A 26132-nucleotide genomic window follows, 5' to 3' on the forward strand; every position below is an offset into this window, starting at 1 on the left:
GACCGCCGTACTGTCGAACTGATTAGCAGGCCTTGTCCCACTCCAGGTCACACGTGGTCTGAGCGGTCTTCAAATTGCTGACGGCGGCCGGGGGAGTGCCCTGGTCGGACCACGACGCGAGCGTGACGCCGACAGCGTCCTCGATCGAGCGGGGGCTGACCAGGTAGTTGTTGCTGATCATCGAGAACACCAGCTTGCGGCCGTCCTTGTTCGACACGTAGCCGGACAGGGCGGTGACGCCGGTGAGCGATCCGGTCTTGCCGTGCAGGTTGTTTGCGGCCGGGGTGTTCTGCATCCGGCTGCGAAGCGTGCCACCGACGAACCGGTCCGGGTTGCCGGCGATCGGCAGGGCGTCGTACCACTGCTGGAACCACGGCTCCTTGCGCGCGGCGATCAGGATGTCGGTGATCGCGTCACCGGTCACGTTCACCTTGCGCGACAGGCCGGAACCGTCGGACAGCCGGATCCGGCTGGTGTCGACGCCGACGCTCTTCGCGTAGTTCGTCACCACGTCCAGCCCGGCCGGCCAGCTGCCGTCGGCCTCGACGACTGCGCCCATCGCCTTCACCAGCGTCTCGGCGTGCATGTTGTTCGAGAGCTTGAGGAACGGCGTGAGCAGCTCGCCGACGGTCATCGACTCGTCCCGGGCCAGGCGGGAAGCGCCGGTCGGGGTGGTCGCGTTCTTGATGTGGCCGCTGACCGAGATGCCTTGCGCGGTCAGCGCCCGGCGGAACACGTCGGCGGCGTACAGCTCGGGCTCCCAGACGGTCACCCAGTCCTGCTCGACCGCGGACCCGAGCGGCATCGAGCCGGTCACCCGGACGACGTTGGTGCCGTGGTCGCGATCGACGCTGATCGTGTTCGAGGTCCCGGCCGCGCCGGTCGTCGCGGTGTTGACGATCTTGAGCACGCCGTTCGCGGGGACGAGGTTCAGGTTCACCGGCGCCCCGGCCGCGGCCCCGGGACGGGTCTCGACGATCGCCGTACCGGAGTCGTAGTCGGTGTTCGGGGCCAGCGTCAGCGCGGAGATCTGGGCGTTGTAGTAGTACGGCTCGTCGTCCCAGGCCCAGCTGTCGCCGAGCCGGACGTGGTCGAAGTACGAGTCGTCCGCGATCAGGTCGCCGTCGACCCGCCGGACGCCGGCCGCCTTCAGCTGCTTGGCCAGGCCGACGTAGTCGGACTCCAGTGCGGTCGGGTCGCCGTACCCCTTCAGGTAGAGGTCACCGCGCAGCTTCCCACCGCGGACGGGTGCGGTGGCGAGTACGTCGGTGTGGAAGCGGTACGACGGGCCGAGCACATGCATCGCGGCCGTCGACGTGAACAGCTTGGTGTTCGAGGCGGGCAGCATCCGCTGGTCGCCGTTGCGGTTGTACAGCGTCTCCCCGGTGGTCGCGTCGAGGACCACGAGCTCGACCTGCGACCCGTCGTACCGGCTGTCGTTCAGCAAGCTGTCGAGCCGCTGCTGCAAAGCCGTCTCTTGTACTGCGGTCGGCGCGCCGCTCGACTGCGTGGCGACGCCGCCGACAACTGCCGCGACAGCGGCCACCGCGGCGACCAACCCGCGCCCCGACACTCTCGGTAAATGACTCACGAGAAACTCCCTCAAACCAGGCGGAAAACAACTAGCCGGAGTCAACACCTCCCGGCGCCCCGGGTCCAGGGATCGCAGGAAGAAGGAAAAAGAAGGGAGGGGGTGTCTTTCAGGTGAATCGATGGAAAAGTTGCTCGTACAGGTATCCGCCCCCACCTGAGGAGTCCCATGCGACGACTTCTGATTGCTGCCCTGGCTGTGCTCAGCCTCTCCGCGTTCCTCTCGCCGCCGGTGCACGCCGCGACCACTTCGGCCGTCTTCCCGAGCGAGATCGTCGGTGAGGACTTCCCCGATCCGGACGTGTTCCAGCAGAACGGCACCTGGTACGCGTATTCGACCAACAACGGTCGCGGCACCGTCCCGGTCGCGACCGCCCCGAGCGCGAACGGACCGTGGACGATCCGCGGCGACGCGATGCCCGGCGGCCCGTCCGCCGCCTGGGCCCAGCCGGGACGCACCTGGGCGCCCGACGTCTACCCGAACGCCGACGGCACCTACACCCTCACCTACACCGCATGGCACAAGGCATCGGGCCACCAGTGCATCGGCGTGGCTACCGCGACCTCGCCGCTCGGCCCGTTCCAGCCGGTCGGTACGACGCCGCTGATCTGCCCGCTCGACCTGGGCGGCGCGATCGACCCCAACACGTTCGTGGCCAACGACGGCACCCGCTACCTGGTCTGGAAGAACGACGGCAACGCGATCGGCCAACCGTCCACGCTCTGGCTCACGCGTACGACGAACAACGGCCGGAGCCTGGTCGGTGGCAACACCGCGATGCTCACGTCGAGCGGTGTCATCGAGGCGCCGGACCTGGTCCAACGCGGCAGCCAGTACGTGCTGTTCTTCTCCGGCGGCGGGTACAACGACTGCAACTACCTCACGTCGTACGCGACCTCGACGAGTCTCAGCGGCCCGTGGACAACTGCGTACCGGCCATTGATGACGACCGCGACGTTCGACAATGCGGTCTGTGGCCCTGGCGGTGCCGACGTCGTCGACAACAAGATCTTCCTGCACGGCTGGGTCGGGAATCAGCGGCATCTGTACGTCGCGGACATCGGCTGGGCGAACGACTACCCCGTGGTCCGTGGGAGCCGCGTCCGGTACGAGGCTGAGCGCGGCACACTCAACCACTGCAGCGTCCGTGCCAACGCCGCCGGCGCCTCGGACGGCAAAGTGGTCGCGTACATCGACTACGCCGACTCCTGGGTCGAGAACACCGTCTTCGCGCCGGTCGCGGGCAGTTACACCCTGCACGTCGGGTACGCCAACGGATCGGCGTCCACCGCGAGCCACGGTCTCGTTGTCAACGGCAACAACGCGGGCTCGGTCAGCTACCCGGTCACCGACTGGGACAACTGGCACGAGAGCTCGGTCTCCGTCACGCTCAACGCCGGCTGGAACACGATCCGGCTGACGAAGGGCAACCTCTACACCGAGGTCGACTACCTCGAAGTGCAGTAGTTCCGTCGGCGCGACCCCGTAGTCTCGTACTGCACAAGGAGACGGACGGGGAGCACGAAACAAGCGATGGCGAAACCACCAGAACAGGTGTACGACGACCGGCGGCGGCGACCGGTGTGGCTGGATCTCCGCCGTACCGGTCGCGGCCTGCAGGCGATGTTGTACGGCGGTCTCGCGTCGCTGATCTCGCTGGTGATCACGTTCTGGACGCTGCCGCAGATCAGCAGCGACGGCCGGCTACCGATCTTCCGGCTGGTCGTCCTGCTGGCGGTGTTCTCGGTGCTGATGCGCTGGGTGCTGGCCGGCGTCGCGGTGCTGATCGGCTCGCTCGGCGTTCTGATCGGCGGGCTGCTGTCACAGTTCGGGGTCGTCTACCTCGCGATCACCGTCGACCCCGGAGTGGACCTGCACGGTGGGGTCGAGGCGCCGGTGCTGGTGGCGATCTGGATGTCCTCGATCAGCGCCTTCGTCGGCTGGGTCGCGTACGCCGGCAGTGACGACGCATACGTCGCGGAGGTGATGCGGGTCGTGCACCGCCGGGCCCGGCGGATCCAGCCCGCGCCGAAGACCGGCCTGCTGATCATCCAGATCGACGGGCTGTCCGCGCCGCTGCTCAACTGGATGGTCCTGGCCGGCAACCTGCCGAACCTCGGCGGCTGGATCCGCGAGGGCAACCACTCGATGCTCGCCTGGCACACCGGCGTACCGGCGACCACGCCCGCGAGCCAGGCCGGCATCCTGCACGGCGGGTCGAAGCACATCCCGGCGTTCCGTTGGTACGAGAAGGAGACCGGCCGGGTGATGGTCACGAACCGTGGCCGGGACGCGGCGGAGCTCGAGGAACGGATGTCGACCGGACGCGGCCTGCTCGCGGACGGCGGTGTCAGCATCAGCAACAACTGGTCCGGTGACGCGGAGAAGTGCGAGCTGGTGTTCAGCCGGGCCGCCCTGCCGAACAGCCGCAGCCACGGGTACGTCCGGTTCTTCTCGAGTCCGCAGGGTGCCGCCCGCGGGCTGATCCTGTGTGTCGCGGAGATGATCAAGGAGCTGCACCAGGCCCGGCGGCAACGCGTCCGGCATCTGGTCCCGCGAGTGAAACGCGGCGGTGGGTACATCTTCCTGCGCGCGATCACCAACGTGCTGCTCCGCGACCTGAACGTCTCGCTGATCACCGACGAGCTGGTCAAGGGCACACCGGTCATCTACTGCGACTTCGTCGACTACGACGAGGTCGCACACCACGCCGGTCCGACCCGGGCCGAGTCGCTGCAGACACTCGAAGGACTGGACCGCGTGCTCGGCGCGCTCCAGCGGATCATCGACATCCTGCCGCACTCGTACGAGATCGTCGTGCTGTCCGACCACGGCCAGAGCCAGGGCTCCACGTTCCACCAGCGGTACGGCCGGACGCTGACCGAGGTGGTCGACGACCTGGTCGACACCACCAAGGAGCCGGTCGCGGCGGTCGGCAAGTCCGAGGGCTGGGGTCCGGTCAACGCGTTCCTCACCGAGCTGGCGATGCGCCGCAGCGTGGCCGGCTCCATGACCCGCAGGGCGCTGCACGTGAAGAGCGGCGAGGTCCAGCTCGGTCCGAAGGACTGCGAGCCGGTGGTCGCTCCCGACGAGCAGATGGTCGTTACCGCATCCGGGAACCTGGCACTGATCTACCTTGCCACGACGCCTGGTCGGGTGCCGTTGGAGGAGATCGAGCTGCTGCATCCGAAGCTGATCCCGGGCCTCGCGATGCATCCCGGCATCGGGTTCGTAGTGGTCGACTCGCTCGCCGAAGGACCGGTCGCGATCGGTCGGGCCGGAGTTCGCGTACTGCGGTCCGGGCGCGTCGAGGGCGAGGACCCGCTCGCGCCGTTCGGCGAACTGGCGGCCGCGTCGATGCTCCGGCAGGCAGAGATGGCGCACAACGGTGATCTCGTCGTGGTCAGCCGGCTGGACGATTACACGCACGAGGTGGCGGCGTTCGAGGAGCTGGTCGGTTGCCACGGCGGGATCGGCGGCTGGCAGACCGACGCGGTCCTGGTGCACCCGTCGCGCTGGGAGCTGAACGAGACTCCCGTAGGCTCCGACGCGGTCCATGAAGTGCTGGTCGGCTGGCTGGAGCAGCTGGGGCACCGCAAGGACCTGAAGGAACCGGTCGAGTCGAAGGTTGAGGCCTGAAGCGTGCGAATCACCTGGTGGGGGCACGCCACCACCACCATCGAGGCGAGCGGCACGCGGCTCCTGACCGATCCGGTGCTGACCTCGCGGATCGCGCACCTGCGCCGCCGCCGCGGTCCGAACCCGTCACCCGAGGCGCGGCACTGCGACGCGGTCCTGGTCTCGCATCTGCACGCCGACCACCTGCACCTCACCTCGCTGCCGCTGGTCGCGCCGGACGCCGCGTTGGTGGTGCCGCGCGGCGCGGCGAAGCTGATCCACGCCGACAGCGGACCGGCGTACTCCGAGCGCTGCATCGAAGTTGCCCCGGGCAATCAAATCACGATCGGATCGCTCGAGATCACCGTCGTCACGGCCCATCACGACGGGCGGCGCCTGCCCTGGTCGTCGTACTCCGCGCAGGCGGTGGGCTACCGGATCGACAGCTCGCCGAGTGTCTGGTTCGCCGGCGACACGGACCTGTACGACGGGTTGGCGGCGGAGGCCGGTCAGGTCGACCTTGCGCTGGTGCCGGTGGGTGGATGGGGGCCGTCGCTCGGGCCGGGACACCTGGATCCGGTGCGGGCGGCTGAGGCGGTGCGGCGGGTCGGCGCTTCGAGGGCGGTGCCGGTACATTTCGGGACGTTCTGGCCGATCGGCTTCGATTGGGTCAAACCGGAGTTGTTCCTCCCACCGGGGGACAGGTTCCGGGCCGCGATGGCCGAGGTGGACCCCGCGGTGAAGGTGGAGCTCCTGGTGCCGGGCGAATCGCTCGAGGTGCAGGCGTGAGCGGAGACGCCAAGTTCGACCTTTGGTACCTGTTGGCTTTGGCGGGGGCGGTGCTGATCGGAGCGGTGCTTCCTGTGCTGCCGACGGGCGCCGCGGTCTCGGCCGGCGCCGTACTGGCGTCGCACAACAACCCGATCGGGTTGGGCGGGGTGCTGATCGCAGGCGCCGCGGGTGCCTATATCGGCGACCTGATCGTGTACGCCGGGTGCCGCTTCGGCGGCGAGCGACTGGCCAAGCGGATCGGGTGGTTGCGGGACAACGCGTCGCTCGACGCGCTCCGGGACAGGTTGTCCGAGCACGAGATCGGCGTACTGCTGACGTCGCGGCTGATCCCCGGCGGACGCGTGCCCGTGCTGCTGGCGGCCGGCCTGGCCGGGTATCCGTGGGAGCGGTTCGCGCTGGTCGATCTGGCCGCGTCCTCGCTGTGGGCCGCGGTCTACATGGCGATCGGACTGCTCGGCTACGCGCTCTTCGACGAGCCGTGGCAGGGCGTGCTGGCGGCGATCGTGCTGGTCATCCTCACCACCGTCGTCAGCAGCCTGGTCCAGCGCGCCCGGCGGAAGTCACACCCCGAATGACGCGTTGCGGAGCTGATCCACAGCCTCCGCCTCGCCGTCCAGTTCTACGTCGGCCACCTGCTGACGCCCGAAACAGAACAGCACCAGCTCACCCGGCTCACCCGTCACGGTCACCGAACCCAGCTCGGTCGGCCGCTTCGCGACCGCCGTCGTGCCGTCGGGCCGCCTGAGGACCAGGCCGCTCGGCGATTTCCGGGTCATCGTCTTCGATGCCAGCCGGACCGCCTTCCACAGGCCCTCCTGCTGATCGGCGGGCAGCGTGCGAACGACGTACGCCGGTTGCGCGCGGCGGACGTCTTCGTGATGCACGAAGTACTCGGTCGTGTTGAGCTGGTGACCGATCTTCGGCAGGGCATAGATGGAGACCGCGGGCGGCCCGTTGCGGACCTTGTCGACCACCTCAGTGAAGCTGTAGCGCTCCTTGGCCCGCTTCATTCTTCGCTCGGTGGTGTCGGCCAGCGCCGCGATCATGATCCCGGGACCGGCCATCGGGTCGGCCTCCCGGACGTACAGGTGGACCGCGAGGTCGTAGGTGTCCCACCCCTCACACAGCGTGGGCTGATCAGGCCCCAGCTGGTCGAGCAGGTCACTGAGCGCAAGTCGTTCTACCCGGCTGTAGTCGGTCACATACTCGATCGTAGTTGTCGGGTGCGGGTGGCAGAATGTCAATCGTTGTCATGCCTGTGTCCCACGTATGCACCTGACTGCCTGGAGTGTGTCTTGCCTGTCCCGAAAGTCCCCGACAAGGGCAGCGTCACCCGGCGGGGGTTCGGGGTGCTGCGGGTCGCGATCTGGGAGGAGCCGGGCATCTTCGCGCTGTCCGTGCTCGCCAGCATGCTGTACGGCGGGATGACGGTGGCCGGCGGCTGGGCCCTGGGCTGGTCGACCGATCACGTGATCCGGCCCGCGTTCGAGAGCGGCGAGACCACCACCGGCGCGATCGTCACGCTGATCTCGCTGTTCCTCGGGATCGCGATCCTGAACGCGATCGGCGTCGTCGGGCGGCGCCTCGGGGCCGGCGTGATGCAGTTCCGGCTGCAGGCGACGTACCGCAACCGCGTCACCCGGCAGTACCTAAAGCTTCCGCTCGAGTGGCACCACCAGCACTCGACCGGCATGTTGCTGTCGAACGCGAACGCCGACGTGGAGTCGACCTGGTTCGTGATCGCGCCGCTGCCGATGGCGATCGGCGTGATCGCGATGCTGGTGTTCGCGACGATCGCGATGTTCGCGGCCGACGTCTGGCTGGCCCTGGTGGGATGCCTGGTGTTCCCGCTGGTCTTCATCGCGAACGTGATCTTCCAGCGCTACCTGCAGCCGCTCGCGACCCGGGCGCAGCAGCTTCGCGCCGACGTCTCCGAGGTGGCGCACGAGTCGTTCGACGGCGCGCTCGTGGTCAAGACGCTGGGCCGGGAGGCCGCCGAGACCGAGCGGTTCCGCGGTCCCACGAACGCGCTGCGCGACGCGAACATCGCGGTCAACAAGGCCCGCGGCATGTTCGACCCGGTCATCGACGGTCTGCCCCGGCTCGGCGTCCTCGCCGTGCTGCTGGTCGGCGTCGGCCGGGTGCGGTCCGGCGGCGCGGATGCCGGTGACGTCGTGCAGGTGGCGTTCCTGTTCACGCTGATCGGCTTCCCGATCCGGGCGCTCGGCTGGGTGCTCGGTGAGCTCCCGCGGTCCGTCGTCGGCTGGGACCGGGTGCAGCGCGTGCTGACGGCCACGGGCGGGATGGAGTACGGCGAGGCGCGGCTGACGTCGACGAAGGCGGCCCGGCTGCAGGTGGCCGGCGTACGGTTCGGATACCTGCCCGAGCGTGACGTGCTCGCCGGGATGGACTTCACCATCGAGCCCGGGCGGACGGTCGCGGTCGTCGGGCCGACGGGCGCCGGCAAGTCCACGCTGACCACGCTGCTCACCCGGCTCGTCGACCCGGAGCAGGGCGCAGTCAAGGTCGACGGGGTCGATCTGCGGGACCTGGCGCGCGACGAACTGGCCGGCTCGGTCGCGCTGGTCGCGCAGACGGCGTTCTTGTTCGACGACACGATCCGCGGCAACATCACGCTCGGCGGCGACTACAGCGACGACGACGTGTGGGAGGCGCTGCGGATCGCGCAGGGTGACGGATTCGTGAAGGCGCTGCCCGAGGGACTCGACACCAAGGTCGGCGAGCGCGGTACGACGCTGTCCGGCGGGCAGCGGCAGCGGATCGCGCTGGCCCGTGCCCTCGTACGCCGACCGCGGCTGCTGATCCTGGACGACGCGACGAGCGCCGTCGACCCGCAGGTGGAGGCACGCATCCTGGCCGGGCTGCGAAGCGCCGTCCACGACGACGCCGGAGCGGCGACAACCGTGCTGGTGATCGCGTACCGGAAGGCGACGATCTCGCTCGCCGACGAGGTGCTGTTCATGGACGACGGCCGGATCTTGGCGCACGGCACCCATACCGAGCTGCAGTCGTCGACACCGGCGTACCGGGACCTGGTCGACGCGTACGAGAACGACGCCGAGCGCCGCCTGGAAGAGGCGGAGCTCGATCTCGATGCCGAAGGAGCAACAGCGTGAGTGCCGCGGAAGCGTCTCGGCTTGACCATGGCGACAATGCCGGTGGTCTGCAGACCCTCAAGGACGGTTTGAAGGTCTCACCGGAGTTGGGGCGCGGATGGGGGCTGACCGGGATTCTCGCGTTGACGATGACCGCCGGGCGGATCGTCGTACCGATCGCTGTGCAGCAGACGATCGACAAGGGACTGTCCGGTCCCAACGGTCCGGACATGTCGTACGTCGCCTGGATGTGCCTCGTCTGCGCGCTGGGCGTGATCCTGACCGCCGGAGCGTCGTACCTGACGACTGTCCGGCTCGCGATCAACTCCGAGTCCGGGCTGGCGACGATGCGGATCAAGGCGTTCCGGCACGTGCACGACCTGCCGGTGCTCACGCAGAGCACCGAGCGGCGCGGCGCGCTGGTCAGCCGGGTCACGTCGGATGTGGACACGGTGTCGCAGTTCCTGCAGTTCGGCGGGTTCATCTTCATCGTGAGCCTCGGGCAGATGGCGCTGGCGACCGTGGTGATGTTCTTCTACTCCTGGCAGCTCGCGCTGGTCGTGCTGCTGTGCTTCATCCCGCTGTTCGCCAGCCTGAAGTACCTGCAGCGCGCGATGTCGGCGGCGTACGGCGTGGTCCGCGCGAAGGTCGGCGAGATGCTGTCGGCGATCTCGGAGCCGGTCGTCGGCGCGCAGGTGGTCCGCTCGTACGCGATCGAGAAGCGGACGCAGGACCGCATCGACGCGTCGATCGAGGACTACCGCAAGACCGCGACCAAGGCGCAGGCGATCACCGGTCTGACCTTCTCGATCGGTGGTCTGGCGGCCGGTTTAGCGAACGCGGGCGTGCTGACGGTCGGCGTACTGCTCGGGGTGGACAAGCAGGCGACGCTGGGCGAGCTGCTCGCGTTCATGTTCCTGGTGTCGCTGTTCTCGGACCCGGTCCAGATCGCGACGCAGGTGCTGACCGACGCACGGAGCGCGTTCGCCGGGTGGCGGCGGGTGCTCGGCGTGATCGCGACGCCGGCCGACGTCGTGGACCCCGGCGAAGACGGTGTGAAGCAGGCGCGCGGGCCGATCACGGTCGAGTTCAACCACGTCGATTTCGCTTATCCGGAAGGCGAGCTGGTGCTCCGCGATGTCAACGCACGGATCGCGCCGCATCGGCGGGTCGCGGTCGTGGGCGAGACCGGATCCGGGAAGACGACGTTCGCGAAGCTGCTGACCCGGTTGATGGACCCGACCTCGGGCGCGGTCAGGCTCGACGGAGTGGACGCTCGCGAGATTTCCTTCGAGTCGCTGCGGGAGCGGGTCGTGATGGTGCCGCAGGACGGGTACCTGTTCGATGCGTCACTGGCCGAGAACGTTCGGTTCGGCCGGCCCGAGGTGACCGACGCGGAGTTGGTGACGGCGTTCGAGTCGCTCGGGCTGACGGACTGGCTGGAGTCGTTGCCCGACGGTCTGCAATCGCCGGTCGGCCAGCGCGGTGAATCGCTGTCGGCGGGGGAGCGGCAGCTGGTCGCGCTGGTCCGCGCCAACATCGCGGACCCGGACCTGCTCGTGCTCGACGAGGCGACGTCCGCGGTCGACCCGGGCACCGAGGTGCGGGTCAACGCGGCGCTCGAGCGACTGATGGCCGGGCGTACGTCGGTGACGATCGCGCACCGGCTCTCGACGGCCGAGGCCGCTGATGAAGTGCTGGTGTTCGACGACGGGAAGATCGTCGAACGCGGACCGCACGCCGAGCTGGTCGGCGCCGGTGGCGTGTACACGCAACTCCACGACAGCTGGATCGCCCAACGGAGCGCGGTCTGACCCAATTTGCCTGGCTGACCAGGCGATTTGCCTGGCCAGCCAGGCAAATCGGGGGTTCGTGACCCGTTCTCAGGGTGTGGAACCCCCCCGTTTCGCTGGCTGACCAGGCAAATGGGGTCGGGTCAGGGGGTCGGAGCGGCTCCGTTCTCGTGACCGGCGCCCGGCTGGGGCACCAGCAGGAACTCGACACCGCCCTTGTCGTCGACTGCCGCGTCCAGGATCTTGTCGTCGAGCGCGTTCGCGGCGTTGTGCTCGAGGAACACCCGTGCGCCCGCCTCCTCGACGACCTGGTCACCCGGTTGCGGAGCCTCTGTCGTGGTCACCGCGAGTGCCGGATCCGCCGGGTTCTCCTGCGAGATCCGCACCCCGGCCCCTTCCGGCGCGCCTTCGACCCCAGTGATGCTCTTGATCACCAGTGTCGCGTTCTCAGTCAGGGTCAGCACAGCCACTCCATCCGTCGGTTAACACTTGAGCCCGTCCCGTGCCCGATCCCCCCAGGGCCAAACCCACCCCACCTTGAGCACCCACCAACCACGAGTCCGCCGCCGGAATGGTTGACCCGTGCCCAAGGTCAGGCGACCTGGGCGGGGAGGTGGGGCGCGACCCGCCAGGTGGAAGGGGCGGTGGTACGGGAGGTACCGCGGATGAACGCGGCGCGAAGGCGTGCGGAGAGGCCGGAGTGCATCGCGACTGCGTCTTCCCAGCCGAAATGGACGAGCTCGACACCCCGATCGGCCAGGCGCTGGTCGCGGCGATGGCTCGCGCGCATCCGGCGCCGTCGCTCCTCAGGCGTATCCGCTTCGTACTTCGCCAGCCCGTCGGCCTCCGCGACCGTGCGGAACTCCGGCCAGTAGAAGTCGACCCGCTCGGGCATCCAGCCGAATCCGTCGAAGAACTGAACCTGAAGCACCGGTGCGGGCAATCCGGCCGCCGCGAAGGCCAGACGTGCGAGCGACTCCAGCACGGATTCGGCTCTCGCATCGCCGAAGTCGATCGCCGCGCGGGCGTTCCGGATCCCGGGCCAGTGCTGTTGACGACCGACGACGGCCTGCAGCTCGGTAACCGCCGGACCGAGGGACAGCGCGTGGTCGACAGTGACGATCGCCTCCCGGAGGGGCAGCTCCCTTGCGAGATCCACAACGGTTCGGGCGACGCTTGTCACGGACAGCCAAGCGTGGTGTGACACATCACCGGTTGTCAGACCAGCTCGTCGTACGACGACGTCCGGGCGACGCTGATTGCGCATGGCAGTCGGTGGACGGGTCAGCCACGTCGCGTCGACCGGGGGTGCGGACGAGCGCCGGGCGTCTGTCCAGACCCGGAGCCCGCTCAGCCGAGCCGCGCTGAAATGACTCACGACCGAGTCCGGGTACGCCGCAGCAGCACAAGCGATCACCGCGAGCTGTCCGTCGACGCGTCCGTCGATGTAGTGGCCGTGGTGATGGTGCAGCGATTTCCGGCGTACCAAGCGCCGAAGGTCGGCGTCTCCCAGTCCGAGTTCGCGCAGCACGCCACGCCGTACCGGAGTCCGCGCCGCGAACCGCAGCCGCTCCCGCACCACATCCTCAAGCCGATCCACCGCCGCATTCTCCCTGCGCCCACGCCACCCCGCACCGTCCTTCCGCTCCCTGTGGAAAAGCGTCTTTGAGCACCCACCAACCAAAGTCCGCCGGAATCCTTGGTTGGCGGGTGCTCAAAGAACCCCGATGCGAACTGTCCCCGGCATGGTGTGGGATCGGGGTATGGCGATTGCGTTGAGTGCGGCGGGGATCGGTGAGTTGGGCGAGGTTGTGGGGGTGTTGCGGGAGTGGCAGCGGGAGAGCTTGCCAGTGCAGTTGCATCCGGGGGATCTGGGGTGGTTCTGGCGGTTCGGTGCGGAGGCGACGGCGGCTGCGACCCGGGTCTGGCGGCGGGACGGGGAGATCGTCGCGGTGGGGATGCTCGACGAGCCTGATTGGCTGCGGATGGCGATCGCGCCGGAGTTGCAGCGGGACGACGAGCTGGCGCGGCGGATCGTCGACGATGTCTCGACGCCGGAGACCGGCGTATTGATCGACGGTCAGGTGGCGGTCGAGACGCCGATGGGGGCGCTTGTGCAGGATCTGCTCTTCAAGGACGGGTGGGACGCGGACAAGCCGTGGGTCCCGCTGGTGCGCAGCCTGAGCGGTCTGGTGCCGGATCCGGAGCTGCGGGTCGACGTGGTCGGCGCGGAGGATGCGCACGAGCGGACCGCCGTACAGCGGGCTTCGTTCGACGGGTCGACGTTCACCGACGATCGCTGGTTCGCGATGGCCGACGGCGTGCCGTACGCCGAAGCGCGGTGCCTGATCGCGCGGAACAAGCTGGGCGAGTCCGTGGCGGCTGCGACCGTGTGGTCAGCCGGCGAGGGACGTCCCGGCTATATCGAGCCGATGGGCGTGCATCGCCTGCACCGCGGGCGTGGTTATGGCACGGCGATGGTGCTCGCGTGTGCGCGTGCGTTACAGGAGCTGGGCGCGTCGAGCGTCTACACCTGTACGCCGGCGTCCAACGACGGCGCGATCGCGACGTACCACGCTGCCGGTCTCGAGCCGCAGCCCGAGATCAGGGCGCAGAACCGCAACGCCTAGGCAGGACCGTCGGGACCGTCACGACCGTCAGGCGGCCACGTCGTCCGCGGCCCGGAGCACGCGCAGGATGTTGCCTCCAGCAAGCTTCCCGAGATCCTCGTCGCTCCAGCCGCGGTCGGCCAGCGCGCCGAACAGCACCGGGTACGATGACACGTCGGGCAGCTCGACCGGGAACTCCGGGCAGCCGTCGTAGTCGCCGCCGACGCCCATGTGGTCGATACCCGCCACCTCGCGGACGTGTTCGACATGCTTGACGACGTCCGCGAGCGTGATCTCCGGGCGCGGTACGCCGTACAGCTCCTCGAGCTCCTTGCGGTGCTCCTTGCCCTCGAGCCCGCGTTCCTTGGCCAGCGCGCGCATGCCGTCGAGCCAGTCGACGTACGCCTGCGAGACGAAGTACGGGACGAAGGTGACCATGCACACGCCGTCGTTGGCGGCCAGCGTCTCGAGCACGTCGTCGGGCGCGTTCCGGGGCACGTTGCAGATCGCGCGGGACGACGAGTGGCTGAAGATCGCCGGCGCGCTGGTGACGCGGAGCGCGTGCCGCATGGTGTCCGCGGAGACGTGCGAGAGGTCGACCAGCATGCCGATCCGGTTCATCTCGCGGACGACCTGCTCGCCGAAGTCGTTCAGCCCGCCGAGCACCGGCTCGTCGGTGGCCGAGTCGGCCCACGACACGTTGTTGTTGTGCGTGAGCGTCATGTACCGCACGCCGAGCTCGCGCATCACCCGCAGTACGCCGAGGGACTCGCCGATCGAGTGACCGCCCTCCATCCCCATCAGCGACGCGATCCGGCCGGCCTTGATCGCGGCGTCCACGTCATCGGCCGACGACGCGAGCTGCAGGTCGTCCGGGAACCGCTCGACGAATCGCAGGACGAAGTCCAGTTGCTCGAACGTACGCCGTACCGCCTGCTCGTCCTGCGGCACCCACAAGGACCAGAACTGCGCGCCGACGTGTCCCGCCCGCAGCCGCGGCAGGTCCGTGTGCAGCTCCGGAACCGAGCCCGCGAGATCGTGCGCGTCGAGGTCGTAGTCGCACAACTCGTAGAACGCGATCGGCAGATCGTTGTGCCCGTCGATCACCGGATGTTCCCGCAACACGTCCGCGACCCGCGCCTCACTCGTCATCCCGCCATCCTGTCAGTTCGGGACCGTGGTCAACAGCCAACCCCGGATCGGAGACAATGGGTGGGTGATTATCGACGAGTTGACCTTCGACGCGGCCGGGTTGATCCCGGCGGTGGTGCAGCAGTACGACACGCGCGAGGTCCTGATGGTGGGCTGGATGAACGCCGAGGCGGTACGCCGTACCGCGGAGACGAAGCGGGGCACGTTCTGGTCCCGCAGCCGGCAGGAGTACTGGGTCAAGGGCGAAACCAGCGGCCACCGTCAGCACGTGAAGCAGATCCTCGTCGACTGCGACGCCGACACCCTGCTCGTCCTCGTCGACCAGGAAGGCCCCGCCTGCCACACCGGCACCCGCAGCTGCTTCGAGAACGGCGAGATCGAGGTGGCGGCATGACGGCGCCCGAGCTGGAGACCTTCCGCGAGTACGCGAAGGACCGCCGGGTCATCCCGGTGACGCGGCGGCTGCTCGCCGACGCCGAGACGCCGATCGGTGTCTACGGCAAGCTCGCGGCCGAGCGCGAGGGCACGTTCCTGCTGGAGTCGGCGGAGAACGGCGGGGTCTGGTCGCGCTACTCGTTCATCGGCGTTCGCTCCGCCGCGACGCTGACCGAGCGCGACGGCGAGGCCGTCTGGACCGGCAACCCGCCCGTCGGCCTCCCGCAGACCGGTGACCCGCTGAAGGCACTGCGTGAGACGCTGGAGATCCTGCATACGCCGCGGCTGCCCGACCTGCCTCCACTGACCGGGGGCATGGTCGGCTTCCTCGGGTACGACGCCGTGCGCCGCCTGGAGCGGTTGCCCGACACAACGACCGACGACCTCGGCCTGCCCGAGTTGACCTTCCTGTTCGCGACCGATCTGGCCGCCCTCGACCACGAGACCGGCGAGATCTGGCTGATCGCGAACGCGGTCAACTGGGACGACTCCGACGAGCGCGTCGACGAGGCGTACGCCGACGCCGTCCGGCGGCTCGACGCGATGGAGCGCGACCTCGCGCAGCCCACCCCGTCGTACGTCGTCCGCGCCGACCGGCGGGCACAGCCCGACCCGCACCGGCAGCGCTCCAGCGCGGAGTACCGGGAGGCGGTCGAGCACGCCAAGGAGGAGATCCGGGCCGGTGAGGCGTTCCAGATCGTCGTCTCGCAGCGGTTCGAGCTGCAGACCACCGCGAGCGCCCTGGACATCTACCGGGTGCTGCGCCGGTCCAACCCGAGCCCGTACATGTACCTGGTCCGTCTCGACGGCTTCGACATCGTCGGCTCGAGCCCCGAGGCGCTGGTCAAGGTCACCGAGAACAAGGTGATCCTGCACCCGATCGCCGGCACCCGCCGCCGCGGCGCGACCCCGGAGGAGGACCACGCGCTGGAGGAGGAGCTGCGCGCCGACGCCAAGGAGCGCGCCGAGCACCTGATGCTGGTCGACCTCGGCCGCAACGACGTCGGCAAGGTGTGCGCGCCCGGCACGGTCGAGGTGGTCGACTTCATGGACGTGCGGCGCTACAGCCACGTCATGCATCTCGAGTCGACCGTCACCGGGCAGCTCAAGGCCGGCATGACCGCGTTCGACGCGCTGACCGCCGCGTTCCCGGCCGGAACGTTGTCCGGGGCACCGAAACCGCGGGCGATGGAGATCATCGACAAGCTCGAGGTCACCCGCCGCGGCGTGTACGGCGGGGTTGTCGGCTACCTGGACTTCGCCGGCGACGCGGATACCGCGATCGCGATCCGCACCGCGGTGCTGCGCGGCGGAACGGCGTACGTGCAGGCCGGCGCCGGGATCGTCGCGGACTCCGACCCGGCCGCGGAGGATGCCGAGTGCCGGACCAAGGCGGCCGCCGTACTCAACGCGATCGCGGTCGCAGGAACCTTCAGCGACGTATGCAGTGACGTATGAAGGCGCAACGGCTGGTCGACCTGCTCGCGCTGGTAGCGCTGGTGCTGCTCGGGCTGTCCGGATACCTGACGTGGGTCTCGGCCAACCCGGGCAACGGGCGCGCCGACGTGGTGTTCAACGGCTACACGATCACCAAGGCGCCGGTCACGCTGGCTCTGGCGTCGGTGGTGGCGGTCGTGGTCACGAAGCTGGCCGGCACGCTGCTGCGGAGAGTTCTGGGCGGTCTGGTGGCGCTGCTCGGAGCGGTCGCGGTCATCGTCGCGCTGACCGTGCGCCCTGGCGGCGCCGAGCTGAGCAGGCTGCGGCCCGAGCTGAGCGATGTGATCGCCGACCAGGTCACGCAGAGCCTGGGGGTGGCGCCGTGGTTCGCACTGACAGGCGGCATCGCCCTGGTCGCGGCGGGTGTGATCACCGCCTTGACGGCGCACAAGTGGCGGCGACCGACCGCACGATACGAGCGTGATCCGGCTGCCTCACCGGCCGATCAGTGGAAGGCGATCGACGCCGGGGAGGACCCGACTCTCTGATCGCGGCGGGCTACCGCCACAATAGGACGGGACGACGAGGAGGAGTGGCGCCAACTATGGACAATACGGTGGCGGATCAAGGGTCCAGTCGGATCGACGAGGAAGCCCCTCACGATCTGCACGGCAACAGCCCCGCGGCGTGGACCGCGGTGGTGATCGTGCTGGTCGCATTCACGCTCGGCGCCATCGCGATGGTGCTCGGGCCGAACTGGGTGCTGTTCTGGATCTCCGTCGCGATCGCGGTGCTCGGTGCGCTGGCCGGTAAGGTGCTGCAGTTGCTGGGCTTCGGGGTCCCGACTGACGGCGACCACTGAGGGGCGGACGGACATGACTGTGCTTGACGACATTCTCGCTGGGGTCCGCGAGGACCTTGCGGAGCGCCAGGCGCGGGTCAGCCTGGACGATCTGAAGCAGGAGGCCCAGCGCAAGCCCGACGCGAAGGACCCGATGCCGGTGTTCCGCGGTGACGGGATCGCGGTGATCGCCGAGGTGAAACGGTCCAGCCCGTCCAAGGGTGAGCTGGCCGAGATCACCGACCCCGCCGCGCTGGCCGGGGAGTACGAGTTGGGCGGCGCGGCGGCGATTTCGGTCCTCACCGAAGAGCGCCGCTTCAACGGCAGCCTCGACGACCTGCGCGCGGTCCGCGGCCGGGTCGACGTGCCCGTCCTGCGCAAGGACTTCGTCATCTCGTCGTACCAGCTGTGGGAGGCCCGGGCGGCCGGCGCCGACATGATCCTGCTGATCGCGGCCGCGCTGGAGCAGGAGGCCCTGGTCTCGCTGATCGAGCGTGCGCACTCGATCGGCCTGTGCCCGCTGGTCGAGGTGCACGACGAGGAGGAGACCCGGCGTGCGGTGGACGCCGGCGCTCAGCTGATCGGCGTGAACAACCGCAACCTGAAGACGCTCGAGGTCGACCGGGACACGTTCGCGCGGGTCGCGCCGACGATCCCGACCGAGCTGGTCCGGGTGGCCGAGTCCGGCGTCCGCGGGCCGCATGATGTAATCGAGTTCGCGCGCGCCGGGGCCGATGTCGTCCTCGTCGGTGAAACCCTGGTGACCGGCCGCGATCCTCGCGCCTCGGTCGCCGACCTCGTCGCCGCCGGATCGCACCCCGCCATCCAGCAGCGGCACTAGAGTGCTCTAGGTGTGGTGTAGGTCGGCGCTACCGGCGCCCAGGCACGCACCTCGCGGCACTTGAGCAGCGCCCACGATGCTCCGCATCGAGGCCACTACTCAAGCACCACGATGCACGCACCTGGACACCGTTATCACTCGACCTACACCACACCTAGAGCACTAGTACTTCCCGGCCGGTCCAAACGGCTCGGGACAGAGACTCTCCCGTGCTGTAAAAGCCGGGTTTGGAAGGTTTGTCGGATGTCTACTGTGCTGCCCGACCAGTTCGGGCACTTCGGCCGTTTCGGCGGCAGGTTCATGCCGGAGGCGCTGATCGCGCCGCTCGACGAGCTCACCCAGGCCTGGCGCGACGCCATGGCCGACCCGGAGTTCACCGGTGAGTTCGAGCGGATGCTGCGCGAGTACATCGGCGCCCCGAGCCTGCTGTACGACGCGACCCGGCTGTCCAACGCGGCCGGCGCGCGGATCCTGCTGAAGCGCGAGGACCTGAACCACACCGGCGCGCACAAGATCCGCAACGCGATCGGCCAGGCGCTGCTGACCAAGCGGATGGGCAAGCCGCGGGTGATCGCCGAGACCGGCGCCGGCCAGCACGGCGTCGCGACGGCGACCGCGTGCGCGTACCTGGGCCTGGAGTGCGTCGTCTACATGGGCGAGGTCGACACCGAGCGCCAGGCGCTGAACGTGGCCCGGATGCGGCTGCTCGGCGCCGAGGTGATCTCGGTCAAGACCGGCAGCCGGACGCTGAAGGACGCGATCAACGAGGCACTGCGCGACTGGGTCGCCAGTGTGGACAAGACGCATTACATCCTCGGTACGGCGGCGGGCTCGCACCCGTTCCCGGCGATGGTTCGCGACTTCGTTCGCGGCATCGGTGACGAGGCGCGGGAGCAGTCGCTCGAGCTGCTGGGCAAGCTGCCGGACGCCGCGGTCGCGTCGGTCGGCGGCGGGTCGAACGCGATCGGCCTGTTCACCGCGTTCATCCCGGACGAGTCCGTGAAGCTGTACGGCATCGAGCCGGGCGGCGACGGGTTCGAGACCGGTCGGCACGCGGCGACGATCACCGCCGGGCAGGTCGGCGTACTGCATGGTGCGCGGTCGTTCCTGCTGCAGGACGACGACGGGCAGACGATCGAGTCGCACTCGATCTCCGCGGGTCTGGATTATCCGGGCGTCGGCCCGGAGCACGCATGGCTGGCGGAGACCGGGCGCGCGTCGTACCGGCCGATCACCGACGCCGAGGCGATGGACGCGTTCCAGTTGCTGTCCCGGACCGAGGGCATCATCCCGGCCATCGAGTCCGCGCACGCGGTCGCCGGTGCGCTGGACATCGCGCGCGAGTTGGGGCCAGAGGCAACCATTCTGGTGAACCTCTCGGGGCGCGGGGACAAGGACATGGACACGGCCGCCACCTGGTTCGGCCTCGGCGGGACGGAGGCCGGCGATGAGTGAGCTCGTTGCCCTGGGCAAGGCCGGCGCGGCGATCCGGTCCGCGAACGCCGAGGGCCGGGCGGCCGTGGTCGGGTACCTGCCGGCCGGCTTCCCGTCGTACGACGGCGCACTCGACGGCCTGAAGGCACTGGTCGACGGCGGTGCGGACGTGATCGAACTCGGTCTGCCGTACAGCGACCCGGTGATGGACGGCGTGACGATCCAGCGCGCCACCGAGATCGCGCTCGCGGGTGGCGTGCGGACCCGCGACGTCCTCAGCACAGTCGAGAAGATCGCGGCGTACTCCGACGTCCCGGTGCTGGTGATGACGTACTGGAACCCGATCGAGCGGTACGGCGTGGACCGGTTCGCCGCCGACTTCGCCGGCGTCGGGGGAGCGGGCCTGATCACGCCGGACCTGATCCCGGACGAGGGCGCGGAGTGGATCGCGGCCGCGGACAAGCACGAACTGGACAAGGTGTTCCTGGTCTCGCCGTCGTCGACGGACGCGCGGATCGCGATGACGACGGCCGCCTGTCGCGGATTCGTCTACGCGACCGCTGTGATGGGGGTCACCGGCGCCCGGGACAAGCCGTCGGAGCTCGCGGCGCCGCTGGTGGCGCGGGTCAAGGCGGCGACCGAGCTGCCGGTCGGTGTCGGGCTGGGGATCTCGAACGGCGACCAGGCCGCGGGAATGGGAGCCTTCGCAGACGCGGTGATCGTCGGAGCGGCGCTCGTCAGAGCCCTGGGAGACGGCGGCGCGGCCGGTGTCCGGGCACTGACCGAGGACCTGGCCGCCGGAGTACGCCGGGAACCCCGTGCGCCCGCCGAACGTTAGACCCGCCGTGAGTCGAACCAGAACCGTGTGGCCGATCAAGGGAGGGGCGCTTCTCCTGGCCGCGGTGGCTCTGCTCGCCCTCGCGGGCTGCAGTGGCAAGCAAGAGAAGGCCGACAATCCGGGCGGAGCGATCATTCGCAGCAGCCAGGACCCGAACGGCTTGCGCGGCGCCACGCTCGACCAGCCGTACTCGATGCCCGCGACCACACTGACCGACACCGGCGGGAACCCGTTCAACCTGGTCACCTCGACGAAGAAACCGGTCACGCTGGTGTTCTTCGGTTACACGAACTGCCCGGACGTGTGCCCGACGGTGATGGCCGATGTGGCGTCCGCGCTGACGAAGCTCGATCAGCCGACGCGTGACCAGATCCAGATGCTGTTCATCACCACCGACCCGTCGCGCGACACCGGTCCGGTGATTCGCAAGTACCTGGACCGGTTCGACCCGTCGTTCACCGGGCTGACCGGGTCGCTGACGTCGATCAAGGACGTCGCCAAGGCGGTCGGCGTACCGGTGGAAGGGATGCAGAAGCTTCCGTCCGGAGGGTACGAGGTCGGTCACGGAGCGCAGGTGATCGGCTTCGGCAAGAACGACAAGGCGAACGTGATCTGGCTGTCCAACGCCGCCATCGGTGATCTGGCGCACGACTTCGGCAAGCTGGTGGCGGACAACCAGTGAAGGCTTGGTTCCTCTGGGTCTCGCTCATCGCGCGGCTCGTCCTCGGCAGTGTGATGCTGGTCGCCGGCGCGTTGAAGGTCACCGATCCAGAGACGGCTGCCCAGGCGGTCCGCGCGTACGAGCTGCTGCCGTCGTCGCTGGTCCAGCCGGTCGGCTGGGGGCTGCCGTTCCTGGAGATCGCGATCGGGTTGCTGTTGATCGTCGGTTTCGGTGTCCGCGCCTCGGCCGTCGCCGCCGGTGTTTTCATGATCGTGTTCATCGCCGCGGTGTCGTCCGCCTGGGCGCGCGGCCTGTCGATCGACTGCGGCTGCTTCGGCGGCGGCGGTCAGGTCGCCGCGGGCCAGACGAAGTACCTGCAGGAGATCCTCCGGGACGTCGGCCTGCTGGCGCTGGCCGTCTGGCTGTGGATATACCCGGTCAGCAAGTTCGCAGTCGTATCCGAACCGCAAGGAGTCACCGCGTCGTGAGCACCACCAATCCGCTGCTGCAGCAGAACAAGCGCCGGATCTCACCTGGGATCGTCGTGGTGATCGTCCTGGTCCTGGCGCTCGCCGCCGGCGTCGGCGTGCAGTACTACCGCGGTCACTCCAAGGTCGAGGTCAGCTCGAACGGCCGGCCCGAGCCCGCGGTCATCACCGGCCCGGGCACGTCCGGCAAGGGCATCACGGTCGGCAAGGCCGGCGCGAAGGTCAACATCGACCTGTACCTCGACTTCCGCTGCCCGCACTGCGCGGAGTTCGAGGAGGCGAGCGGTGCGACCGTCGACAAGCTCGTCCAGGACGGTACGGCCACGCTGACCTACTGGCCGCTGCAGTTCGTGAACCCGGACGCCTCGCCGCGGCTGGCCAACGCGTTCGCCGCGGCCGCCGCCAACGGCAAGGCGCTGAGCTTCGCCGACGAGATGTACGGCGACTTCTCGAAGTCCTGGACCACGGACCAGCTGATCGAACTCGGCAAGCAGCTCGACGTCGGCGACGAGAAGTTCCAGCAGGCGTTGCAGGACAACACGTACGCGGGCTGGCTGGAGTCGGTCGGCAAGGCGGCCGACGAGCGCGGGGTGACCGGGACGCCGACGGTCTACGTCAACGGCAAGCAGTTGCCGGCGGACCAGCTCAGCTCCGAGGGGCTGCAGAACGCCGTCGACGCGGTTGCAAGCTGAGGCCCCATCGTGACCGTGCGTTCCTGGCAGTGGTCTGGTGGGTCGAGTAGCGTTCCCCCTTGCCATGTCTAGTCTGATTCCCGCCGTGATGGTTCCGGCGTTCATCCCCAGCCCGAGCCAGGGTGTCTGGCACGTCTTCGGCCTTCCGATCCGCGCGTACGCGCTGTGCATCCTGGCTGGCATCTTCGTCGGCTACTGGCTCGGTCGCCGCCGCTGGGTGGCGCGCGGCGGGTCCGCGCCGGTGCTCGCCGACATCATGTTCTGGGCCATCCCGTTCGGGCTGGTCGGCGCGCGGATCTACCACGTGGTCACCGACGCCGAGCTGTACTTCGGCGAGGGCCGGCATCCGATCGACGCGCTGAAGATCTGGCACGGCGGGCTCGGCATCTGGGGTGCGGTCGGATTCGGCGCACTTGGGGCGTGGATCGCCTGCCGGCGCGCGAAGGTCCCGTTCCTGGCGGTCGCGGACGCGATGGCGCCCGGGATCGCGCTGGCGCAGGTGTTCGGCCGCTTCGGCAACTACTTCAACCAGGAACTCTTCGGCCGCCCGACCACGAAGCCGTGGGGCCTGGAGATCTCACCCGAACACCGCCCGGCCGGGTACGCCGACTTCGCCACCTTCCACCCGACGTTCCTGTACGAAGCGGTCTGGAACCTGGGTGTCGTCGCCCTGGTCATCCTGGTGGACCGCCGCTACAAACTGGGCCACGGCCGCGCCTTCTTCCTGTACGTCGCCGGCTACACCGCCGGCCGCGCCTGGATCGAGAACATGCGCATCGACACCGTGAACCACTTTTTGGGCCTGCGCCTGAACGTCTGGACCGCCCTGATCCTGTTCGTCCTCGCCGTAGTCGCCTTCATCGTGAGCGCCAAGCGCTACCCGGGCCAGGAAGACATCTCCACCGGGCCCGCCGCCGGCAAGCCGGCCACGGAGGCCTCCGTCGAGCCGACCGAAGCGAACGCGGACGCGACCACAGACGAGACGTCCGACCCTGCGACTGCGAGCGAGCCGCCGGCCGAGTCCGGCGCCCCGGACGCAGATGGTGACTCCGCTGCCGAGGGGAAACCGCAGCCGAAGGTTGACGTGAAGAACGGCACCGATTCAGATAGGTCTCGTGACTGAGTCGCCTCAGGCTTCGAACGAGCATCACGGGGACCACACGCACCGTGATGTGAACGGCGGCTGGCTCAGGCCGGCCGTGTTCGGCGCGATGGACGGCCTGGTGTCGAACTTCGCGCTGATCGCCGGCATGGACGGCGGCACCAGCTCCGGTTCGAAGTTCATCATCCTGGCGGGCCTCGCCGGCCTGGCCGCGGGCGCGTTCTCGATGGCGGCGGGGGAGTACACCTCGGTCGCCTCCCAGCGCGAGCTCGCCCACGCCGAGATCGAGATCGAGCGCAAGGAGATCCACAAGCACCCCGTCGACGAGGAGATCGAGCTCGCCGAGACGTACCGCGCGAAGGGCCTCGACCCGGACCTGGCCAGCAAGGTCGCCAAGCAGTTCCACGCGAACCCGGAGCAGGCCCTCGAGGAACACGTCCGCGAAGAGCTCGGCATCGATCCCGCCGACCTCCCGAATCCGGTGATCGCGGCGGCCTCGTCGTTCATCTGCTTCGCGGTCGGCGCCTTCATCCCGCTGGCGCCGTACCTGTTCGGCGCAGGCAGCGTCGTACCGTCCCTGATCCTCTCCCTGACGGCCCTGTTCGTCTGCGGCGCGGTCGTCTCCCGCGTCACCAGCCGTTCCTGGTGGTACTCCGGGCTCCGCCAGCTCCTCCTCGGCGCCGCCGCAGCCGCCCTCACCTACTTCGTCGGCACCCTGGTCGGGCCAGGAATCGGCTGACCGAGAACCGACGGCGGGGTATCGCCGGCGCTACCTACGGAGTCGATCCAGCGTGATGGTTCGGACCGCCGGCTCCGCCTTAGCTTGAGCGCATGACGTCGACCACCTTCCTCCGTCCGTGGCAGGCGCTCAGCGCCGTCGCACTCACTGCTGCGGCGCTCGTCGTCGCCTTCGTGCTGGCTCCGGCCACACTCGCGAGCACCGCGGCGACCTCCGGCCTCGCGAGTGAGAGCCGGCTCATCGCGACCTTTCGCAGCGCGTTCGTCGGCTACTGGCGTACCGGTGCCGCCGGCTTCGGCTCTGAGCTCCAGCCTGTCGTCGACTACTGGTTCCGCTACCACGTGGCCAAGGCGCTCCTCGCCGCGGCGTTGCTGGCGGTACTGATCGTCCTCGGCGTACTGAGCTGGCGGACGTCCCTCCGGGTCAGCGGTGTCCGCGCAGCCGGCCTCGCAGTGAGTGGTGTCCTGTCGACCGCTCTGGCGGTGGTCTCACTGGCGGCGGTGATGGCCAATATCCACGGAATGGCGGCGCCGTTCGGCTCCCTCTTACCGATGCTGTTCGGCGCTCCTAACGCCTCAACCGGCCCGCTGCCGGACACCCTGTCCCAGATCAGGCAACGCCTGGCCGACGGGCAGAACTCGCCCGCCCTGGAGGTGATCCGCAGCGACTATGTCAAGTTCCACGCGGTGATGGCTGTGGAGGGCACGATCGTGGTCATCGTTCTCGTCGTCCTCAGCGTCGTGCTGTGGCGCGGGTTCAGGAGGACGGATCGGGCCGAGCGGCGGGCCAGGCGACTGCTGGCGGCGTACGGCGTCTTCATCCCGCTGCTGACGCTGGCACTGGCAGTCATCGTGGTGGCGAACGCGACCACCGCGGCCCAGCCGCTACCCGGCCTCGAATCCTTCTTCGCCGGCGGCTGGTAGCTGTATCGGCTGAGACTGCGTGAACAGGCCGCTGTAGGCGTTGAGTGCAGGCTGGCCGCCGAGGTGGGCGTACAGGACGGTGGAGTCCTTCGGGATGTCGCCGTTCCGGATCAGGTCGATCAGGCCCGCCATCGACTTCCCCTCGTAGACCGGGTCGATGATCATCCCCTCGAGCTGCCCGGTCAGCCGGATCGCGTCGAGCGTGGATTGCACAGGGATGCCGTACTCGTCCCCGGCCCAGCCCTCCAGCACCGTGATCTCGTCGTCCCGCAGTTCGCGGCCCAATGCGATCAGCGAAGCGGTCGCCCGGGCGATCCGCTCGACCTGATCTCGCGTCTCCTGCAGTTTCGCGCTCGCGTCGATCCCGATCACCCGCCGCGGCCGGTCCTGCCCGGCAAACCCGGCGATCATCCCCGCGTGCGTCGATCCGGTGACCGAGCACACCACGATCGTGTCGAAGAAGATCCCGAGCTCCTGTTCCTGCTGCTCCACCTCGTACGCCCACTGCGCGAACCCGAGTCCGCCGAGCCGATGGTCCGAGGCGCCGGCCGGGATGGCGTACGGCGTACCGCCGCGTGCCTGCACGTCCTCGAGCGCCTGCTTCCAGCTGTCCTTGAACCCGATCCCGAACCCGGCCGGATCGAGCCGCACCTCGGCGCCCATGATCCGGCTGAGGAGAATGTTGCCGACCCGGTCGTTGAGCGCATCCGGCCAGTCCACCCAGTTCTCCTGGACCAGCACCGCCTTCAACCCCACCTTCGCGGCGACCGCGGCGACCTGGCGGGTGTGGTTCGACTGGTACCCGCCGATCGACACCAACGTGTCGGCTCCTTGCGCGAGCGCGTCCGGGATCAGGTACTCGAGCTTCCGCGTCTTGTTCCCGCCGTACGCCAGTCCCGAGTTGCAGTCCTCCCGCTTGGCCCACACCTTCGCCCCACCCAAGTACGCCGACAGCCGCTCGAGCGGATGCACCGGGCTGGGACCGAACAACAACGGATACCTCGGAAAGTCGGCAAGCGACATGGATCCT

26 protein-coding genes are annotated in these 26132 nt (G+C 68.9%); 20 read left to right on the forward strand and 6 right to left on the reverse strand.

Going from position 1 to position 26132, the window contains the following annotated elements:
• Positions 1-22: 22 nt before the first annotated feature.
• A complete protein-coding gene (gene dacB, locus EV653_RS05605) occupies positions 23-1591 on the reverse strand; it encodes a D-alanyl-D-alanine carboxypeptidase/D-alanyl-D-alanine endopeptidase (protein WP_134098591.1) in 1569 nt (522 codons plus the stop codon).
• A gap of 168 nt (positions 1592-1759) precedes the next feature.
• Here dacB and EV653_RS05610 point away from each other — a divergent pair, with 168 nt between their 5' ends.
• From EV653_RS05610 to EV653_RS05625, 4 genes are all read left to right on the forward strand, one after another.
• Positions 1760-3058, forward strand: a complete 1299-nt coding sequence (locus EV653_RS05610; RefSeq protein ID WP_134098593.1) for a family 43 glycosylhydrolase — start codon at positions 1760-1762, stop codon at positions 3056-3058.
• 66 nt (positions 3059-3124) lie between these two features.
• Positions 3125-5230, forward strand: coding sequence for an alkaline phosphatase family protein (locus EV653_RS05615; protein ID WP_134098595.1), 2106 nt, complete (start codon positions 3125-3127; stop codon positions 5228-5230).
• A 3-nt stretch (positions 5231-5233) separates the two neighbouring features.
• A complete protein-coding gene (locus EV653_RS05620; RefSeq protein ID WP_134098597.1) occupies positions 5234-5998 on the forward strand; it encodes an MBL fold metallo-hydrolase in 765 nt (254 codons plus the stop codon).
• Positions 5995-6576: a DedA family protein gene (locus EV653_RS05625; RefSeq protein WP_134098599.1), complete on the forward strand. Its 582-nt coding sequence runs from the start codon at positions 5995-5997 to the stop codon at positions 6574-6576. Before EV653_RS05620 ends, EV653_RS05625 begins: the two co-directional genes overlap by 4 nt.
• On the opposite strand, the gene EV653_RS05630 is transcribed toward EV653_RS05625, so the two are convergent.
• A complete protein-coding gene (locus EV653_RS05630; RefSeq protein WP_134098601.1) occupies positions 6562-7203 on the reverse strand; it encodes a TIGR03085 family metal-binding protein in 642 nt (213 codons plus the stop codon). The two genes, EV653_RS05625 and EV653_RS05630, sit on opposite strands and share 15 nt — an antisense overlap.
• Positions 7204-7296: 93 nt before the next feature.
• Here EV653_RS05630 and EV653_RS05635 point away from each other — a divergent pair, with 93 nt between their 5' ends.
• Together EV653_RS05635 and EV653_RS05640 are read left to right on the forward strand one after the other, a co-directional pair.
• Positions 7297-9138, forward strand: coding sequence for an ABC transporter ATP-binding protein (locus EV653_RS05635; RefSeq protein WP_134098604.1), 1842 nt, complete (start codon positions 7297-7299; stop codon positions 9136-9138).
• Positions 9135-10931, forward strand: a complete 1797-nt coding sequence (locus EV653_RS05640) for an ABC transporter ATP-binding protein (RefSeq protein WP_134098606.1) — start codon at positions 9135-9137, stop codon at positions 10929-10931. The genes EV653_RS05635 and EV653_RS05640 overlap by 4 nt, the downstream gene beginning before the upstream one ends.
• Before the next feature lie 122 nt (positions 10932-11053).
• Here the strand turns inward: EV653_RS05640 and EV653_RS05645 are convergent, their stop codons facing one another.
• Both EV653_RS05645 and EV653_RS05650 read right to left on the reverse strand, forming a co-directional pair.
• Positions 11054-11374 carry a Fe-S cluster assembly protein HesB gene (locus EV653_RS05645; protein ID WP_134098608.1) on the reverse strand — a complete coding sequence of 107 codons (321 nt, stop codon included), beginning with the start codon at positions 11372-11374 and terminating at the stop codon, positions 11054-11056.
• A 128-nt stretch (positions 11375-11502) separates the two neighbouring features.
• Positions 11503-12510, reverse strand: coding sequence for a hypothetical protein (locus EV653_RS05650; RefSeq protein WP_134098610.1), 1008 nt, complete (start codon positions 12508-12510; stop codon positions 11503-11505).
• A 127-nt stretch (positions 12511-12637) separates the two neighbouring features.
• On the opposite strand from EV653_RS05650, the gene EV653_RS05655 reads away from it, so the two are divergent.
• Positions 12638-13540, forward strand: coding sequence for a GNAT family N-acetyltransferase (locus EV653_RS05655; protein ID WP_238159581.1), 903 nt, complete (start codon positions 12638-12640; stop codon positions 13538-13540).
• A gap of 27 nt (positions 13541-13567) precedes the next feature.
• Here EV653_RS05655 and EV653_RS05660 read toward each other — a convergent pair whose 3' ends face one another.
• On the reverse strand, positions 13568-14671 hold the full coding sequence (locus EV653_RS05660) for a dipeptidase (RefSeq protein ID WP_134098612.1): 1104 nt from the start codon (positions 14669-14671) through the stop codon (positions 13568-13570).
• A 64-nt stretch (positions 14672-14735) separates the two neighbouring features.
• On the opposite strand from EV653_RS05660, the gene hisI reads away from it, so the two are divergent.
• From hisI to EV653_RS05725, 13 genes are all read left to right on the forward strand, one after another.
• Positions 14736-15065 (forward strand): phosphoribosyl-AMP cyclohydrolase, encoded by a 330-nt coding sequence (gene hisI, locus EV653_RS05665; protein WP_134098614.1) that lies wholly within the window; start codon positions 14736-14738, stop codon positions 15063-15065.
• Complete coding sequence (locus tag EV653_RS05670) at positions 15062-16564, forward strand: anthranilate synthase component I (RefSeq protein WP_134098616.1); 1503 nt, start codon at positions 15062-15064, stop codon at positions 16562-16564. Before hisI ends, EV653_RS05670 begins: the two co-directional genes overlap by 4 nt.
• The gene (locus tag EV653_RS05675; RefSeq protein ID WP_134098618.1) at positions 16561-17091 is read left to right on the forward strand and encodes a Trp biosynthesis-associated membrane protein; all 531 of its coding nucleotides are present in this window, start codon (positions 16561-16563) and stop codon (positions 17089-17091) included. Before EV653_RS05670 ends, EV653_RS05675 begins: the two co-directional genes overlap by 4 nt.
• 56 nt (positions 17092-17147) lie before the next feature.
• Positions 17148-17405 (forward strand): HGxxPAAW family protein, encoded by a 258-nt coding sequence (locus EV653_RS05680; RefSeq protein ID WP_166679294.1) that lies wholly within the window; start codon positions 17148-17150, stop codon positions 17403-17405.
• Between the two features lie 13 nt (positions 17406-17418).
• Positions 17419-18225 (forward strand): indole-3-glycerol phosphate synthase TrpC, encoded by an 807-nt coding sequence (gene trpC / locus EV653_RS05685; RefSeq protein WP_134098620.1) that lies wholly within the window; start codon positions 17419-17421, stop codon positions 18223-18225.
• 243 nt (positions 18226-18468) lie between these two features.
• The gene (gene trpB / locus EV653_RS05690) at positions 18469-19680 is read left to right on the forward strand and encodes a tryptophan synthase subunit beta (RefSeq protein WP_134098622.1); all 1212 of its coding nucleotides are present in this window, start codon (positions 18469-18471) and stop codon (positions 19678-19680) included.
• On the forward strand, positions 19673-20497 hold the full coding sequence (gene trpA, locus EV653_RS05695; RefSeq protein WP_134098624.1) for a tryptophan synthase subunit alpha: 825 nt from the start codon (positions 19673-19675) through the stop codon (positions 20495-20497). The genes trpB and trpA overlap by 8 nt, the downstream gene beginning before the upstream one ends.
• 7 nt (positions 20498-20504) lie before the next feature.
• Positions 20505-21179, forward strand: coding sequence for an SCO family protein (locus EV653_RS05700; protein ID WP_238159582.1), 675 nt, complete (start codon positions 20505-20507; stop codon positions 21177-21179).
• Complete coding sequence (locus EV653_RS05705) at positions 21176-21646, forward strand: MauE/DoxX family redox-associated membrane protein (protein WP_134098626.1); 471 nt, start codon at positions 21176-21178, stop codon at positions 21644-21646. Before EV653_RS05700 ends, EV653_RS05705 begins: the two co-directional genes overlap by 4 nt.
• A complete protein-coding gene (locus tag EV653_RS05710; RefSeq protein ID WP_134098628.1) occupies positions 21643-22338 on the forward strand; it encodes a DsbA family protein in 696 nt (231 codons plus the stop codon). The genes EV653_RS05705 and EV653_RS05710 overlap by 4 nt, the downstream gene beginning before the upstream one ends.
• Before the next feature lie 64 nt (positions 22339-22402).
• The gene (gene lgt, locus EV653_RS05715) at positions 22403-23461 is read left to right on the forward strand and encodes a prolipoprotein diacylglyceryl transferase (protein ID WP_202871493.1); all 1059 of its coding nucleotides are present in this window, start codon (positions 22403-22405) and stop codon (positions 23459-23461) included.
• Positions 23454-24179: a VIT1/CCC1 transporter family protein gene (locus EV653_RS05720; protein WP_238159583.1), complete on the forward strand. Its 726-nt coding sequence runs from the start codon at positions 23454-23456 to the stop codon at positions 24177-24179. The genes lgt and EV653_RS05720 overlap by 8 nt, the downstream gene beginning before the upstream one ends.
• Before the next feature lie 92 nt (positions 24180-24271).
• Positions 24272-25102, forward strand: a complete 831-nt coding sequence (locus EV653_RS05725) for a hypothetical protein (protein ID WP_134098630.1) — start codon at positions 24272-24274, stop codon at positions 25100-25102.
• Here the strand turns inward: EV653_RS05725 and EV653_RS05730 are convergent.
• Entirely contained in the window at positions 25064-26125 is a 1062-nt protein-coding gene (locus EV653_RS05730; protein WP_134098632.1) for a 1-aminocyclopropane-1-carboxylate deaminase, read from the reverse strand. The two genes, EV653_RS05725 and EV653_RS05730, sit on opposite strands and share 39 nt — an antisense overlap.
• Between the last annotated feature and the right edge of the window lie 7 nt (positions 26126-26132).

Origin of the sequence: Kribbella pratensis (assembly GCF_004365355.1) — a bacterium.
In the GTDB taxonomy this organism is placed as follows: Bacteria; Actinomycetota; Actinomycetes; order Propionibacteriales; family Kribbellaceae; genus Kribbella.

What these genes read in the sequence shown, in the direction of transcription:
- EV653_RS05615 (WP_134098595.1), top strand. Translation starts at nt 3,125, where the DNA reads ATGGCGAAACCACCAGAACAGGTGTACGACGACCGGCGGCGGCGACCG.
- lgt (WP_202871493.1), top strand. Translation starts at nt 22,403, where the DNA reads ATGTCTAGTCTGATTCCCGCCGTGATGGTTCCGGCGTTCATCCCCAGC.
- EV653_RS05730 (WP_134098632.1), bottom strand. Translation starts at nt 26,125, where the DNA reads ATGTCGCTTGCCGACTTTCCGAGGTATCCGTTGTTGTTCGGTCCCAGC.
- EV653_RS05680 (WP_166679294.1), top strand. Translation starts at nt 17,148, where the DNA reads ATGGACAATACGGTGGCGGATCAAGGGTCCAGTCGGATCGACGAGGAA.
- EV653_RS05725 (WP_134098630.1), top strand. Translation starts at nt 24,272, where the DNA reads ATGACGTCGACCACCTTCCTCCGTCCGTGGCAGGCGCTCAGCGCCGTC.
- EV653_RS05670 (WP_134098616.1), top strand. Translation starts at nt 15,062, where the DNA reads ATGACGGCGCCCGAGCTGGAGACCTTCCGCGAGTACGCGAAGGACCGC.
- trpB (WP_134098622.1), top strand. Translation starts at nt 18,469, where the DNA reads ATGTCTACTGTGCTGCCCGACCAGTTCGGGCACTTCGGCCGTTTCGGC.
- EV653_RS05610 (WP_134098593.1), top strand. Translation starts at nt 1,760, where the DNA reads ATGCGACGACTTCTGATTGCTGCCCTGGCTGTGCTCAGCCTCTCCGCG.
- trpA (WP_134098624.1), top strand. Translation starts at nt 19,673, where the DNA reads ATGAGTGAGCTCGTTGCCCTGGGCAAGGCCGGCGCGGCGATCCGGTCC.
- trpC (WP_134098620.1), top strand. Translation starts at nt 17,419, where the DNA reads ATGACTGTGCTTGACGACATTCTCGCTGGGGTCCGCGAGGACCTTGCG.
- EV653_RS05675 (WP_134098618.1), top strand. Translation starts at nt 16,561, where the DNA reads ATGAAGGCGCAACGGCTGGTCGACCTGCTCGCGCTGGTAGCGCTGGTG.
- EV653_RS05655 (WP_238159581.1), top strand. Translation starts at nt 12,638, where the DNA reads ATGCGAACTGTCCCCGGCATGGTGTGGGATCGGGGTATGGCGATTGCG.
- EV653_RS05660 (WP_134098612.1), bottom strand. Translation starts at nt 14,671, where the DNA reads ATGACGAGTGAGGCGCGGGTCGCGGACGTGTTGCGGGAACATCCGGTG.